The organism is Alphaproteobacteria bacterium, assembly GCA_017308135.1.
In the GTDB taxonomy this organism is placed as follows: Bacteria; Pseudomonadota; Alphaproteobacteria; order CACIAM-22H2; family CACIAM-22H2; genus Tagaea.
Window position 1 is genome coordinate 350,926 of record JAFKFM010000009.1, and the last position, 13,562, is coordinate 364,487.

The following is a 13,562-nucleotide window of genomic DNA, read 5'->3' on the forward strand; positions in this document are numbered from 1 at the left end:
ACGAAGTGCCGCAGGTGCGGCCGCATGGCGGCCCTTCCAAAGCGGCGCCAAGGGGGGCACATTTCCCGTCAATAAAGAGACAGGGAGTGCCATGCCGACCTACGCCGAGATTCACGCCCGTTCGCGCAAGGACCCGGAAGGCTTCTGGGCCGAAATCGCGCAAGGCATCGACTGGTCCAAAAAATGGGACCGCGTGCTCGACGATTCCCGGCCGGTTCAGCGCTGGTTCGCGGGCGGCGAGATGAACACGTGCTGGAACGCGATCGACCGGCATGTCGCCGCCGGGCATGGCGGCCGCGTCGCGGTGATCTATGATTCGCCCGTCACCAACACGATCCGCAGCTTCACCTATGCCGAGATGCAAAAGCGCGTCGCGGCTTTTGCGGGCGCGCTCAAGACCAAGGGTGTGACGCGCGGCGACCGGGTCATCGTCTATATGCCGATGATCCCCGAAGCGCTGATCGCGATGCTCGCCTGCGCGCGATTGGGCGCGGTGCATTCGGTCGTGTTCGGCGGGTTCGCCGCCAACGAATTGGCCGTGCGCATCGACGATTGCACACCCAAGGTGATCGTCAGCGCGTCCTGCGGCATCGAGGGCGCGAAGACCCTGCCCTACAAGCCGCTGCTCGACGGCGCCATCGCGATCGCGCGGCACAAACCCGCCGCGTGCTTGATCTTCCAGCGCCCGCAGCTCGCCTGCGATCTGGTGCCGGGTCGCGACCAGGATTGGATGGAAGCGGAGAGCGCAGCCACGCCTGCCGATTGCGTACCGGTCCTCGCGACCGATCCGCTTTATATCCTCTATACGTCGGGCACGACCGGCCAGCCCAAGGGCGTGGTGCGCGACAATGGCGGCCATGCGGTCGCGCTCAAATATTCGATGAGCGCCATCTACGACACCGCGCCGGGCGAAGTGTTCTGGGCGGCGTCGGATGTGGGCTGGGTCGTCGGCCATTCCTATATCTGCTACGGCCCGCTGCTGCAGGGCTGCACGAGCGTGCTGTTCGAAGGCAAGCCCGTGGGCACGCCGGATGCCGGCGTCTATTGGCGCATCATCCAGCAGCACGGCGTGAAGACGCTGTTCACCGCCCCGACCGCCTTTCGCGCGATCCGCAAGGAAGATCCCGAGGGCGCGTTGATCGGCAAATACGATTTGTCGAAATTCCAGTATCTGTTCCTGGCGGGCGAGCGCTGCGATCCACCCACGTTGGAATGGGCGATGGCGAAACTGAATCGCCCGACGGTCGATCATTGGTGGCAGACCGAAACCGGCTGGGCGATCTGCGCCAATCCGCTGGGGCTGGAGCGTTTTCCGATCAAGCCCGGCTCGCCCACCAAAGCGACGCCGGGCTGGGACATCCAGGTGTTGGGCGCGGACGGCCATCCGATGAAGTCCGGCGAAATCGGCGCGCTCGCCGGCAAGCTGCCGCTGCCGCCCGGCACGTTTCCCACCTTGTGGAACGCGGAGAAGCGTTATGTCGATTCCTATCTCGCCGAGTATCCCGGCTATTACAAAACCGGCGACGCGGGCTATATCGACGACGACGGCTATGTCTATGTGATGACGCGCGTCGACGACGTGATCAACGTCGCGGGTCATCGCCTGTCGACCGGCCAGATGGAAGAGGTTCTCGCCGGCCACAGGGATGTTGCCGAATGCGCGGTGATCGGCGTCGCCGACGAGTTGAAGGGCCAAGTGCCGCTCGGCTTCGTCGTGCTGAAGGCGGGCGTCAACCGGCCGGATTCGGAAATCGTGACCGAGATCGTCGCCCTCGTGCGCGACAAGATCGGCCCGGTCGCGGCGTTCAAGCAGGCGGTCGTGGTCAAACGCCTGCCCAAGACGCGCTCGGGCAAAATTCTGCGCGGCACGATGCAGAAAATTGCCGACAGCCAAGCGTTCAAACAACCCGCGACGATCGACGATCCGACGATCCTGGGTGAAATCCTGGACTCGCTGAAGCCGCTCGGCTACGCCAAGGACGCGTCTTCCCAAGGAACGTTGTGAGATTCATGTCCGAGTTCAAGAACAAGATCGTCCTCGTCACCGGCGGCGCCAACGGCATCGGTTATGCCTGCGCCGCCGCCTTCGCCAAAGACGGCGCCAAGGTGTGGATCGCCGATGCGAATGCCGATGCGGGCGCCAAAGCCGCGCGCAAGCTGAAGGCCGAATTCGTCGCCTGCGACGTGGGCGACGCGATGCAAGCCGCCGCCTTGGTCGATGCGGTCGCGCGCAAACACAAACGTTTAGACGTGCTGATCAACAATGCGGGGATCGCGCCGTCGGTGCCGTTCCTCGACATGACCGAGAACGATTTCGACCGCGTGATCCGCGTGAACCTGAAGGGTTCGTTCCTGGTCGCGCAAGAGGCCGCCAAGCTGATGGTCAAAGCGAAGACCAAGGGTGCCATCGTGAATATGAGCTCGGTCAACGCCGTGCTCGCGATCCCGGGGCTTGCCGCCTACAACGTGTCCAAAGGCGGCATCAATCAGCTGACCCGCGTGATGGCGCTGGAACTCGTGGGCCACGGCATTCGCGTCAACGCGATCGGCCCCGGCACGATCGCGACGGAACTGGCGCGCAAAGCTGTGCTGTCGTCGCCCGCGGCCAAGGAAAAGATCATGAGCCGCACGCCGATGGGCCGCTTGGGCGAGCCCGAGGAAGTCGCGGACCTCGCGCTGTTCCTCGCCTCGAAGCGTGCCAGCTACATGACCGGCCAGATCGTCTATATCGACGGTGGGCGCATGCCGCTGAATTACACGGTGCCGGTGAAGAGCTGACGATGGCGCCGTCATCCCGGGCAAGACGGCACGAATTGCGTGCCGTCGCGACCCGGGATCTAAAAATCAGATCTGAAAAATAAAGACCCCGGGTCGCGCTTGCGCGCGCCCGGGGTGACGATCCGATAACCGGCCGGGAGCTTACGCGTCCTGCTCGGCGTCGCTGTCGGCGGCGGCTTCCGCCGGGGCGGCGGCCGCCTTCGCGGCGCGGCGCGCGGCGCGTTCCTGCTCCTTGCGCGCGCGTTCGGCGGTGCGCGCCGCACGGGCGAGCGCTTCGTCGAGCGCGTCTTGGCTGCACAGGCCCAGCACGACCGGATTGGTCGGCTTGATGTTCGCCATATCGAAATGCGTGCGGTCGCGGATCTTTTGGATCGTCGGCTTGGTCGTGCCGACCAAGCGGCCGACCTGCGCGTCCGCGAGTTCGGGATGGTGGCGCAGCAGCCACGCGATCGCCGCCGGGCGATCCTGGCGCTTCGAGACCGGCGTATAGCGCGCACCCTTGGTGCGCTGCACGGGCGTGGGCAGATCGATCTTGAGCATGACCAGGCGCGCTTCCGGGTCCTTTTCGCAGCGCTCGATCTCTTCGCGCGTGACCTGGTTATTGGCGATCGGGTCGAGACCGACGATGCCCACCGCGACTTCGCCGTCCGCGATGCCCTGGATTTCGAGCGCGTGCATGCCGCAGAAATCGGCGATCTGCTCGAAGCTCAGCGCGGTGTTCTCGACCAGCCACACGGCGGTGGCCTTGGGCATCAACAGCGACATCACTCTCTCCATCTCATCTGCGTTCCGGCCGATACGCGCGCGCGTATCAGGCTGTTTCCCTTTGGGTAGGGAAACATCGGAACCATCCCGGATTGTCCGAATGGCGCTTCTTATATAGGGCGCGCGGGCGGCGGTCAAAATGCTAGAAAGAATTCCTGAATCGCTTTGTTTTACAGGATGATGAGATGCCGGATTTGAGCCGGGAGCGGCGGATCGGCGGCCTTGTGGCTGGGGTGGACGAGGCGGGGCGCGGCCCCCTCGCCGGCCCCGTGGTCGCGGCCGCCCTCATCTTCCGAACCGACAAATTGCCGCGCGCGCTGTCCGGCCTGATCGATGATTCCAAAAAGCTGAGTGCCGCCGCGCGCGACAAAGCCTTCGCCGAAATCCGCGCCCAGCGTTTGGTCGGCACGCTCGACTTCGCGCTGGGGGCGGCCAGCGTGCATGAGATCGACCGCATCAATATTCTGGCGGCGACGCATCTGGCGATGCTGCGCGCGCTTGCCCGCCTCAAAACCCGGCCCGACGCCGCGTTGATCGACGGCAACCGCGCGCCCAAAACGCTGACGTTGCCGCATGAATGCGTGATCGGCGGCGACGCCAAGAGTCTCTCGATCGCCGCCGCATCGATCTGCGCCAAAGTCGTACGAGATCGGATCATGAACTTGTTGGCGATCCGCTATCCCGACTACGGCTGGGCGTCGAACAAGGGTTACGGTTCCGCGACGCATATCGAATCTATTGTGGCCCAGGGGCCCACACCCCACCACCGATTGAGTTTCGCACCCCTTGCCCAAGGCCGCTTAAGCCTTTGATTCGTTTATCTGTTGACCGTTCGACTCGGGCCGAATCAGGATGCGCCCCATGTCGAAACACACGCCCCGCATCGAATTCCCCGAAGGTCATATCGCCATTGGCGATTGCATCGAACTGCTGAAGGCGCTGCCGGAAGCCTCGGTCGATATGGTCTTCGCCGACCCGCCCTATAACCTGATGTTGAAGGGCGAACTCGTTCGTCCCAACAACACCAAGGTCGACGCCGTCGACGACGATTGGGACAAGATCGGCGATTTCCGCGCCTATGACGAATTCAGCCGCGCCTGGCTTGCCGGCGTGCGCCGCGCGCTGAAGCCCGATGGCGCGATCTGGGTCATCGGCAGCTATCACAACATCTTCCGCGTCGGCGCCACGTTGCAGGATATGGGGTTCTGGATCCTGAACGACGTCGTCTGGCGCAAGACCAATCCGATGCCGAATTTCCGCGGCCGGCGCTTCACCAACGCGCACGAGACGATGATCTGGGCGGCCAAATCGGAAAAATCCAAATACGTCTTCAACTACGAAGCCATGAAGGCGCTGAACGAGGAACTTCAGATGCGCTCGGATTGGCTGCTGCCGATTTGCAGCGGGTCGGAACGCCTGAAGGGGGCCGACGGCAAGAAGGCCCACCCGACCCAGAAGCCCGAGTCCCTGGTCTACCGGGCGGTTTTGTCGTCCTCGCGCCCCGGCGACACGATTTTGGACCCCTTCTTCGGCACCGGCACGACCGGGGCCGTGGCCAAGCGTTTGGGCCGGAAATTCATCGGCCTGGAACGCGACCGGACCTACGTCCAAGCCGCGGAAAAGCGCATTCGGGACGTGATTCCGGACGATCCGGACTTCCTCGCCTCCACGCCCAAGCGCGAGGAGCCGCGCATCCCCTTCGGCTGGCTGGTCGAACGCGGCCTCTTGCGGTCGGGCGAAGTCCTAAGCGACATTAGCGGCCGTTGGACCGCCCGCGTGAAGGCCGACGGGACGCTGGTCTCCTCCAGCGCCACCGGCGATCACCGCGGATCGATCCACCGGGTGGGGGCCGCCGTCATGGGGGCGCCCGCCTGCAACGGCTGGACGTTCTGGTGCGTCAATCTCGACGGTCGCAAAGTGCCGATCGACACGCTGCGTCAGAAGCTCCGCGCCGAACTCCACTGACGGGGAAACCCGTCCCGCAGGAAGGCGACGACGACAGATGGCCGAGCCCCGTTTTTCCGCGAACCCCCGCGGCCGCGATCAGGCCCGTGTGCGCGCGATTTTCATTCTGTCGAAGTCGGTGTCGGAATTGCTCGGGCCCGACCATCACGTCGCGCGCGCGGTGCGCACGGCGGCCGACGACGAGAACGCGTTCAACTTCGAACTCGCGCGCACGGCGTTCGATCGCCTGCCGGGGGCGACGCGCAAGCGCATCCGCGTCCATGCGGATTCGGAGGCCGAGCGTTACGCCGACGCGATCGGCCTCAAGGCCATCTTGCGCAAACTGCCGACCGATCAGCCGATCGGCTTGGAAATGATCTGGCCGCAATCGTCGACGTTCCCGACGCGCAAGCGCGACGCCTGATCCGCACTCGAAAGTTCACATGACCGACCTTCCCGTCGTGCGCCTGCAGCCGCAGCGCCACAAGCGCTTGCGCATGGGCCATCCCTGGGCGTTCTCCAACGAGATCCAGATGGACAACACCGCCAAGGCGCTGGCGCGCGGCAGCCTCGTGCGCCTGGAAGCCTCGCACGGCGAAGCGCTTGGCGTGGCGATGTTCAATCCGCACACGCTGATCGCCGCGCGCATCATCGATCGCGATGCGACCGCGACGATCGACGCCGCGTGGATCGCGCGCCACATCGCGCGCGCGCGCGATCTGCGCGAACGGCTTTATCCGGGCGGAAATTACCGCCTGATCCATGCCGAAGCCGACGGCCTGCCGGGCCTGATCGTCGATCGTTACGGCGACACGCTGGTCGTGCAGCGCAACGCCGCCGGGATCGAGAAACTGGGCGACGCGCTGTTCGAAGCGCTGGAGAAGGAACTCGCGCCGGTCCGCATCGTCGTGCGCGACGACTCCGCGGCACGCCAGCTCGAAGGCTTGGGTGCTTCGGAATCGGTGCGCGGCGCCGCGTTGGACGCGCCGCTGCAAATTCAAGAAAGCGGCGCCGTTTTCTTCGCCGATCCGCGCGAAGGCCAGAAGACCGGCTGGTTCTTCGATCAGCGCGACAACCGCGCCTTCCTCGCCAATCTGTGTGCTGGCAAGCGCGTGCTCGACGTCTATTGCTACGCGGGCGGGTTCGGCGTGCTGGCGGCCAAGCGCGGCGCCACCGCCGTGAAGCTTGTCGATCGTTCGCAGACGGCGCTTGATCTCGCCAAGCTGGCGGCCGACGCGAATGGCGTGACCGCGCAATGCGTCTTCGAGAAGGCCGACGCGTTCGAATTTTTGGAATCGCAAGCGCGCGCAGGCGTGGTCTACGACGTCGTCTCGGCCGATCCGCCGGCCTTCGCCAAGTCGCGTAAGGACGTGCCGATGGCGCTGAAGGGCTATCGCAAGCTCGCGCGCGCCGCCGCCAAGCTGGTGGCCCCCGGCGGCATTCTGTTCGTCGCGTCCTGCTCGCATAATATCGAGCCGGGGCCCTTCGCCGAGGAAGTGGCGCGCGGCGTTTCGGAAGCCGGGCGCAACGCGCGCATCCTGCGCGTGGCCGGTGCCGCCGCCGACCATCCGCTGCACCCGCATTTGCCGGAAAGCGCCTATCTCAAAGCAATGGCGCTGGCGCTCGATTAAATCGGCAAGCGGAACAGGAAGCGCACCAGCTTGCGCGTGCGCGGAGCGAACAGCTTCGGCGCGAAGGACGAGCCCGCCGCGCGTTTGCCGACTTCGCCCAGCACGGGATAAGGCACGACCGTGCCCGCCATCGACGCGAGCGTTAGGCGCTTTTCGACCGCGATCGTCCAGGCGTGGATCAATTCGCCGGCCTGCGGCCCGACGATCGTGGCACCGATCACGCGGCCCTTTTTGTCGGCGACGATTTTCGCCATGCCCTGCGCTCCGCCTTGCGCCGTGGCGCGATCGTTTTCATGGAACGACCAGCGCGCGAGGCGGAAATCGATCCCCGCCGCCTTCGCTTCCGCTTCGGTCATGCCGACTTGGGCCAATTCGGGATCGGTGAAAGTCGCGCGCGGAATGGCGCGGAAATCCGCCTTCGCCGGAATCCGGAAACACAGATTCTTGATCGCGATCCCGGCCTGCCATCCGGCGACATGGGTAAATTGCGGCCCGCCCGCACAGTCGCCGATCGCCAGCACGTCGCGGTTCGAGGTACGCAAACGCGCATCGATGGCGATGCCTTTCGGCGTATGCACGATGCCGGCGGCGTCGAGGCCAAGCCCGTCGATATTCGGCACGCGGCCGGCGGCGACTAGCACATGGCTCGCCTGGATGCGGTTGCCGTCGGCCAGGATCAGCGTGCCGGGCGCTTCCGCACCCACGACGCCGATATTCTCGCGCAGATAAACGCCGTCGCGGATCAACGCGTCGCGCACATAGGCGACGGCTTCGGGATCTTCCTTCGCCAGGATGCTCGGCCCAGCTTCCAGCAACGTGACCCAGGTCCCAAGCCGCGCATAGGCATGCGCGATTTCGCAGCCGATCGCCCCGCCGCCGACGACCACGAGATGCGATGGCGCCACGTCGAGATCGAAAATCGTTTCGTTCGTCAGATAGGGAATATCGGCAAGGCCCGGGATCGGCGGGCGCGCGGCCCGGCTGCCGGTCGCGATCACCCATTTGCGCGCGGTGTAACGCGTGCCGCCCGCTTCGACGGTGCGCGGCCCCACGAACGCCGCATGCGCGCGGATGACGGTGACGCCCAGCCCTTCGAACCGTGCTTGCGAATCATGCGGCGCGATCGCGGCGATGGCACCCTTCACATGCGCCTTCACCTTCGCGTAATCGACGGTGAAGCCGCCGGGCACGACGATGCCGAAGCGATCGGCTTTGCGCACGGCCTGCGCGGCTTCCGCCGCCGCGATCAGCGCTTTCGACGGCACGCAGCCGAAATTCAGGCAGTCGCCGCCCATCTCATGCGCCTCGAACAAAGCGACGTTGAGGCCGAGTTGCGACGCCCCCGCCGCGACCGAAAGTCCGCCGGAGCCCGCCCCGATCACGCCGATGTCAAAATCGTTCACGCGCGGCCCTTTCCGATTCTCCGGTAGACGACCGGGATCAGCGCCAGAATGGCGAGGCCCAGCAACGGCAACAGCACTTGGGGTGCAAAGATGATTCCCAGATCCGGCCGCCCGCCTTGGTCGAACACCGCGCCAAGCCCCGCCCCGACCGAAGCGAAAACGAACGTGCCGGGCATGATGCCGAAAAACGTGCCGATCGCGTAGGTGCGAAGCGATACACCCAGGAAGGCGGGCGCCAAGTTCACCAAGAAGAACGGGAACAGCGGCACGAGGCGCAGCACGAGCAAATAAGAAAGCGCGTCGTCGCGAAACCCGGCTTCGAGCTTGCGCAAAGTCGGCCCCGCTTTTTCGCGCAACGGCTCGCCCAAGGCGGTGCGCGCGATCAAGAACAGCAGGCAGGCCCCGATCGTCGCCGCGAACACGGTCGCGATGCCGCCGATCAGCGTGCCGAACAGGAACCCGCCGGTCAGTGTGGCAACCACGCCGCCCGGCAGCGACAGCGCCACGACGCCGATATAAACGAGCATGTAGAGCGCGATGGCCAGCACGCCATGTTCGGCCGTCCAAGCGAGCAGTCGCGCGCGATTCTCGGCCAGCACGTCGAAGCTCAAATACCGGTCGAGGCCCAAAGCGAAAACCAGCGCGCCGGCCGCCAGCAAGACCGCCAGGGGCAAGAGTCGGCGCCAGAGCGGCGTGGGGTTCGGGCTGGACAGCGGCGTCATTCCCGGCTAATTCGCGGTTCGGGACGCCCAAGTTACCCCTAAACACCTGGAAACGGTTGTTAATTTCTGGATTTCCAGGGATGCAATCGGTCGATTGACGAGGGGCGGGTGGTCCCGTATAACGCCCCCTCGATTTCGACCGGATTACCTTTGGAGTTCGACCCGTGAAGCGCACTTATCAGCCCAGCAAGCTCGTCCGCAAGCGCCGGCACGGTTTCCGTTCGCGTATGGCCACGGTTGGCGGCCGCAAGGTTTTGCAGCGTCGCCGCACCAAGGGCCGTAAGCGCCTGTCGGCCTAAGGGGGCCGCCCGGCCGCACGGCCGGTTTCCCGATCCGGCGTGGGGTACGCGTTCCTATGTCCCAAACGCCGGCGAATCTTCCTTCTCGACGCCTGAAAACCCGCCCGCAATTCCTTGCGGTGGCGGGTGCGCGTCGTAAATACGCCGTCGACGGCTTGGTCCTGCAAGGGATGAAGCGCGGCGACGACGACCCCGTCATCGGCCTCGGCTTCACCGCCACGCGCAAGATCGGCGGCGCGGTCGTGCGCAACCGCGCGCGCCGCCGCTTGAAGGAAGCCGCGCGGATCGCCCTCGCCAACAAGGGCCAAGCGGGCTGGGATTACGTCGCCATCGCGCGCGCGGAAACGGGCGATTTGCCCTTCCCGCGCCTGATCGCGGATTTCGAGCGCGCACTCGCCAAGCTCGCCGCCGGCCCGCAGAGGAAGACGCCATGATCGCGCGGCTTCTCGACGCGCTCGTCGTCGTCTATCAATGGACGCTGCGCCCGATTTTGGGCGCAAATTGCCGTTATCTGCCGAGCTGCTCGGACTATGCGCGCCAAGCGCTGGCCGAGCACGGCGCGCTGCGCGGTTCCTATCTCGCCGCGCGCCGCATTTGCCGTTGCCATCCCTGGGGCGGGTTCGGGTTCGATCCCGTCCCCCCTCGTTCCTCGTCGCCGCCGAATTTCTAGGACGCATCCCCGCCCATGCAGCTGGACAACAAAAACCTTTGGGTCGCGATCATCGTGTCGATCGCCATCGTGCTCGGCTTCGAGATGCTGTGGAATCAGCCGCGCATCCAAAAGCAGCGCGCGGCGGAAGCCGAACGCCTGGCCAGCGCGGAAACCGTCCAAGGTTCGAACGCGCCGTCCGCCCCGGGTGCGGCCCCCGTCCCCGGCTCGGTCATCGCCGGCCTCGCCAACGCGCCGAACCCCGATCGCGCCAGTGTGATCGCGCAAGGCCCGCGCGTGACGATCGAAGGTCCCGGCGTGTCGGGCTCGATCCTGCTGCAAGGCGGCGTCATCGACGATCTGAAGCTCGTCAATTACCGTCAGACGGTCGAGAGGGATTCGCCGCCCGTCGTGCTGCTGTCGCCGCGCGGCGCGGCCGACACCTATTTCGCCGAATTCGGCTGGGTCGCGGCCGGCGGCACGCCCGCTTTGCCCGGTGCCGATACGCGCTGGACCGCCGATCGCGACAAGCTGACGCCGGCGACACCCGTCACGCTCAGCTGGGACAACGGCCAGGGCTTGCGCTTCGAGCGCAAGATCTCGATCGACGACACCTATCTGTTCCGCATCGACGAGCGCGTGACCAATAACGGTGCCGCCCCCGTCAGCTTGCACCCCTTCTCGCTCGCCAGCCGCTTCGGCACGCCGATTCTGGGCGGCTACTACATTCTGCACGAAGGCCCGATCGGGGTATTCAACGAGAAGCTCCAGGAGCCGAGCTATTCCGATCTGCGCGACAAGAAAGCGATCGCCTATGACAGCCGCGGCGGCTGGCTCGGCATCGTCGACAAATACTGGCTGGTCTCGCTGATCCCCGATCAGAAGGCCGACGTGAAGGCGCGCTTCACCCACACGCTGGCGGGCGGTGCGGACCGCTATCAGGTCGACTATCTGGGGCCGGCGGCCACCGTGGCGCCGGGCCAGACGGCGGAATCGACGTCGCGCCTGTTCGCCGGCGCCAAGGAAGTGCATCTGCTCGACAGCTACGCCGAGCGTCACGCCATTCCGCTGTTCGACCGCGCGATCGATTTCGGCTGGTTCTACTTCATGACCAAGCCGATGTTCCTGGCGCTGGACATCCTCTATCGCTTCATCGGCAATTTCGGCGTCGCGATCATCCTGTTCACGGTGGCGATCAAGATCCTGTTCTTCCCGCTCGCCAACAAGTCGTACCGCTCGATGGCGAAGATGAAGCTGCTCCAGCCCGAGATGGAGAAGCTGAAGGAGAAGTACGGCGAAGATCGCCAGCGCATGAGCCAGGAGATGATGCAGCTCTACAAGCGCGCCGGCGCCAATCCGCTGTCGGGCTGCTTGCCGATCCTGATTCAGATCCCGGTGTTCTTCGCGCTGTACAAGGTGCTGTTCGTGACGATCGAAATGCGTCACGCGCCCTTCTACGGCTGGATCCACGATCTGTCGGCGCAGGACCCGACCTCGCTGTTCAATCTGTTCGGCCTGCTGCCCTACGCGGTGCCGCAGGTTCTGCATATCGGCGTGTGGCCCATCATCATGGGCATCACGATGTTCCTGCAGCAGAAGCTGAATCCGCAGCCCGTCGACCCCATCCAGGCGAAGATCTTCCTGGCCCTGCCGTTCATCTTCACGGTCATGCTGGCCTCGTTCCCGGCGGGTCTGGTGATCTACTGGGCCGTCAACAACACCCTTTCGATCGCGCAACAATGGCTGATCATGAAACGCCTGGAGGGGACGCCGCTGGCCCCGCCGGGCAAGGCGAAAGCCTGACCCCCGAAGCGATCGAGGCAGCGCGTAAGCTGTTCGTCGGCCCTTGCGAGTTTCTCGCCGGGGCCGCGACGCTTGACGCCGTTCCCGGCCCGGTGCTGCCCGAAGTGGCGCTGGCGGGCCGCTCGAACGTGGGCAAATCGAGCCTCATCAACGCGCTGACGAATCGCGGCAACACCGCGCGCGTCTCGAAGCATCCCGGCCGCACGCAGCAGCTCAATTTCTTCAGCCTGTCGAACCGGCTGTCGCTGGTCGATATGCCCGGCTATGGCTACGCGGCCGTGTCCAAGGGCACCAAAATCCTGTGGAGCGAGTTGATCGGCCGCTACCTCAAAGGCCGGCCGACCTTGCGCCGCGCGCTCGTGCTGGTCGATGCGCGCCACGGCATCAAGGAAAGCGACCGCGAAGTCTTCAAGCTGCTCGATACCGCGGCGGTCAATTGGCAGCTCGTGCTGACCAAATGCGACGCGCTGGGGACTTCCGGCCTCAAACAGCGAATCGCCGAATGCGCGGCCGAAATCGCCAAGCGCCCGGCCGCGCATCCCGTCATCGTTCCGACATCGTCGGAGAAGAATATCGGGATCGAGCAATTGCGCTGCGAATTGGCCTCCCTCGCGAAGCCCGTTTGAACGAGATATAAGACCCCGCGCCAAAAACGTACGGAAAAGACCATGGAAACGACCCCAGCCGATCCGCATATGACCGCGCGCATGCTGTCCGAAGCGCTGCCCTATATGAAGCGCTATGCCGGGCAGACGATCGTCGTGAAATACGGCGGCCACGCGATGGGCGACGAGAAGGTCGCGGCCGATTTCGCGCGCGACGTGGTGCTGCTGAAGCAGGTCGGCGTCAACCCGATCGTCGTGCATGGCGGCGGCCCGCAGATCGCCAAGATGCTCGAACGCCTGAAGGTCAAAAGCGAATTCATCGACGGTCTGCGCGTGACCGACGCCGCCACAGTGGAAATCGTCGAGATGGTGCTGTCGGGCGCCATCAACAAGGAAATCGTCGCCACGATCAATCGCGCGGGCGGCAAGGCGGTGGGGCTGTCCGGCAAGGACGCCAATTTCATGGTCGCGCGCAAAGTGACGCGCACCAAGAAGGATCCGGATTCGAATATCGAGCGCGTGCTCGATCTCGGCTTCGTCGGCGATCCCTACAAGATCGACGCGGATTTCCTGCATAATTTCGCGAAGTCGGACATCATCCCGGTCGTCGCCCCGATCGGCGTCGGCGAGAACGGCGAGACGTTCAATATCAACGCCGACACGGTGGCCGGCGCCATCGCGGGCGCGATGAAGGCCGAACGCCTGTTGCTGCTGACCGACGTGAAGGGCGTGCTCGACAAGGAAAAGAACCTGCTGACGGGTCTGTCGGCCGCGAAGGTCCGCGCGCTGATCGCCGACGGCACGATCTCCGGCGGCATGATCCCGAAGGTCGAGACCTGCCTGCTGGCGGTCGATCGCGGCGTGAAGGGGGCGATCATCATGGACGGCCGCGTGCGCCATTCGATCCTGCTCGAAGTCTTCACGGACAAGGGTGTCGGCACGATGATCGTCGGCGACGCGTAA

General features: G+C 65.1%; 15 protein-coding genes. 12 read left to right on the forward strand and 3 right to left on the reverse strand.

What is annotated here, in order from left to right:
- Positions 1-91 precede the first annotated feature (91 nt).
- Both J0H39_14985 and J0H39_14990 read left to right on the forward strand, forming a co-directional pair.
- Positions 92-2,005 carry a propionyl-CoA synthetase gene (locus J0H39_14985; GenBank protein ID MBN9498058.1) on the forward strand — a complete coding sequence of 638 codons (1,914 nt, stop codon included), beginning with the start codon at positions 92-94 and terminating at the stop codon, positions 2,003-2,005.
- 5 nt (positions 2,006-2,010) lie between these two features.
- Positions 2,011-2,778: an SDR family oxidoreductase gene (locus J0H39_14990; GenBank protein ID MBN9498059.1), complete on the forward strand. Its 768-nt coding sequence runs from the start codon at positions 2,011-2,013 to the stop codon at positions 2,776-2,778.
- Positions 2,779-2,919: 141 nt separating this feature from the next.
- On the opposite strand, the gene J0H39_14995 is transcribed toward J0H39_14990, so the two are convergent.
- Positions 2,920-3,543: a DUF1013 domain-containing protein gene (locus J0H39_14995; protein MBN9498060.1), complete on the reverse strand. Its 624-nt coding sequence runs from the start codon at positions 3,541-3,543 to the stop codon at positions 2,920-2,922.
- A gap of 185 nt (positions 3,544-3,728) precedes the next feature.
- On the opposite strand from J0H39_14995, the gene J0H39_15000 reads away from it, so the two are divergent.
- The 4 genes from J0H39_15000 (at position 3,729) to J0H39_15015 (ending at position 7,118) form a co-directional block, all read left to right on the forward strand.
- The gene (locus J0H39_15000) at positions 3,729-4,355 is read left to right on the forward strand and encodes a ribonuclease HII (protein MBN9498061.1); all 627 of its coding nucleotides are present in this window, start codon (positions 3,729-3,731) and stop codon (positions 4,353-4,355) included.
- A gap of 49 nt (positions 4,356-4,404) precedes the next feature.
- Complete coding sequence (locus tag J0H39_15005) at positions 4,405-5,508, forward strand: site-specific DNA-methyltransferase (GenBank protein ID MBN9498062.1); 1,104 nt, start codon at positions 4,405-4,407, stop codon at positions 5,506-5,508.
- 88 nt (positions 5,509-5,596) lie between these two features.
- Positions 5,597-5,911, forward strand: a complete 315-nt coding sequence (locus tag J0H39_15010) for a hypothetical protein (protein MBN9498063.1) — start codon at positions 5,597-5,599, stop codon at positions 5,909-5,911.
- 19 nt (positions 5,912-5,930) lie between these two features.
- A complete protein-coding gene (locus tag J0H39_15015; GenBank protein MBN9498064.1) occupies positions 5,931-7,118 on the forward strand; it encodes a class I SAM-dependent rRNA methyltransferase in 1,188 nt (395 codons plus the stop codon).
- Here the strand turns inward: J0H39_15015 and J0H39_15020 are convergent.
- Both J0H39_15020 and J0H39_15025 read right to left on the reverse strand, forming a co-directional pair.
- Entirely contained in the window at positions 7,115-8,521 is a 1,407-nt protein-coding gene (locus tag J0H39_15020; GenBank protein ID MBN9498065.1) for an FAD-dependent oxidoreductase, read from the reverse strand. The genes J0H39_15015 and J0H39_15020 overlap by 4 nt on opposite strands.
- The gene (locus tag J0H39_15025) at positions 8,518-9,243 is read right to left on the reverse strand and encodes a TVP38/TMEM64 family protein (protein MBN9498066.1); all 726 of its coding nucleotides are present in this window, start codon (positions 9,241-9,243) and stop codon (positions 8,518-8,520) included. Before J0H39_15025 ends, J0H39_15020 begins: the two co-directional genes overlap by 4 nt.
- Before the next feature lie 164 nt (positions 9,244-9,407).
- Here J0H39_15025 and rpmH point away from each other — a divergent pair, with 164 nt between their 5' ends.
- Genes rpmH through argB form a run of 6 tightly spaced genes read left to right on the forward strand, consistent with a single transcriptional unit; the run spans position 9,408 to position 13,562 of the window.
- Positions 9,408-9,542 carry a 50S ribosomal protein L34 gene (gene rpmH / locus J0H39_15030; GenBank protein ID MBN9498067.1) on the forward strand — a complete coding sequence of 45 codons (135 nt, stop codon included), beginning with the start codon at positions 9,408-9,410 and terminating at the stop codon, positions 9,540-9,542.
- A 56-nt stretch (positions 9,543-9,598) separates the two neighbouring features.
- Positions 9,599-9,976, forward strand: coding sequence for a ribonuclease P protein component (gene rnpA / locus J0H39_15035; GenBank protein MBN9498068.1), 378 nt, complete (start codon positions 9,599-9,601; stop codon positions 9,974-9,976).
- Positions 9,973-10,212, forward strand: coding sequence for a membrane protein insertion efficiency factor YidD (yidD, locus tag J0H39_15040; GenBank protein ID MBN9498069.1), 240 nt, complete (start codon positions 9,973-9,975; stop codon positions 10,210-10,212). Before rnpA ends, yidD begins: the two co-directional genes overlap by 4 nt.
- A 15-nt stretch (positions 10,213-10,227) precedes the next feature.
- Entirely contained in the window at positions 10,228-11,994 is a 1,767-nt protein-coding gene (gene yidC, locus J0H39_15045; protein ID MBN9498070.1) for a membrane protein insertase YidC, read from the forward strand.
- Positions 11,931-12,620: a YihA family ribosome biogenesis GTP-binding protein gene (locus J0H39_15050; GenBank protein ID MBN9498071.1), complete on the forward strand. Its 690-nt coding sequence runs from the start codon at positions 11,931-11,933 to the stop codon at positions 12,618-12,620. The genes yidC and J0H39_15050 overlap by 64 nt, the downstream gene beginning before the upstream one ends.
- 42 nt (positions 12,621-12,662) lie before the next feature.
- Positions 12,663-13,562 carry an acetylglutamate kinase gene (gene argB / locus J0H39_15055; GenBank protein MBN9498072.1) on the forward strand — a complete coding sequence of 300 codons (900 nt, stop codon included), beginning with the start codon at positions 12,663-12,665 and terminating at the stop codon, positions 13,560-13,562.

Coding starts and splice junctions, on each gene's coding strand:
- J0H39_15005 (MBN9498062.1), top strand. CDS start 4,405: ATGTCGAAACACACGCCCCGCATCGAATTCCCCGAAGGTCATATCGCC.
- J0H39_15050 (MBN9498071.1), top strand. CDS start 11,931: ATGGCTGATCATGAAACGCCTGGAGGGGACGCCGCTGGCCCCGCCGGG.
- argB (MBN9498072.1), top strand. CDS start 12,663: ATGGAAACGACCCCAGCCGATCCGCATATGACCGCGCGCATGCTGTCC.
- yidD (MBN9498069.1), top strand. CDS start 9,973: ATGATCGCGCGGCTTCTCGACGCGCTCGTCGTCGTCTATCAATGGACG.
- J0H39_15015 (MBN9498064.1), top strand. CDS start 5,931: ATGACCGACCTTCCCGTCGTGCGCCTGCAGCCGCAGCGCCACAAGCGC.
- J0H39_15025 (MBN9498066.1), bottom strand. CDS start 9,243: ATGACGCCGCTGTCCAGCCCGAACCCCACGCCGCTCTGGCGCCGACTC.
- rnpA (MBN9498068.1), top strand. CDS start 9,599: ATGTCCCAAACGCCGGCGAATCTTCCTTCTCGACGCCTGAAAACCCGC.
- J0H39_15000 (MBN9498061.1), top strand. CDS start 3,729: ATGCCGGATTTGAGCCGGGAGCGGCGGATCGGCGGCCTTGTGGCTGGG.
- J0H39_14985 (MBN9498058.1), top strand. CDS start 92: ATGCCGACCTACGCCGAGATTCACGCCCGTTCGCGCAAGGACCCGGAA.
- J0H39_14995 (MBN9498060.1), bottom strand. CDS start 3,543: ATGTCGCTGTTGATGCCCAAGGCCACCGCCGTGTGGCTGGTCGAGAAC.
- yidC (MBN9498070.1), top strand. CDS start 10,228: ATGCAGCTGGACAACAAAAACCTTTGGGTCGCGATCATCGTGTCGATC.
- J0H39_14990 (MBN9498059.1), top strand. CDS start 2,011: ATGTCCGAGTTCAAGAACAAGATCGTCCTCGTCACCGGCGGCGCCAAC.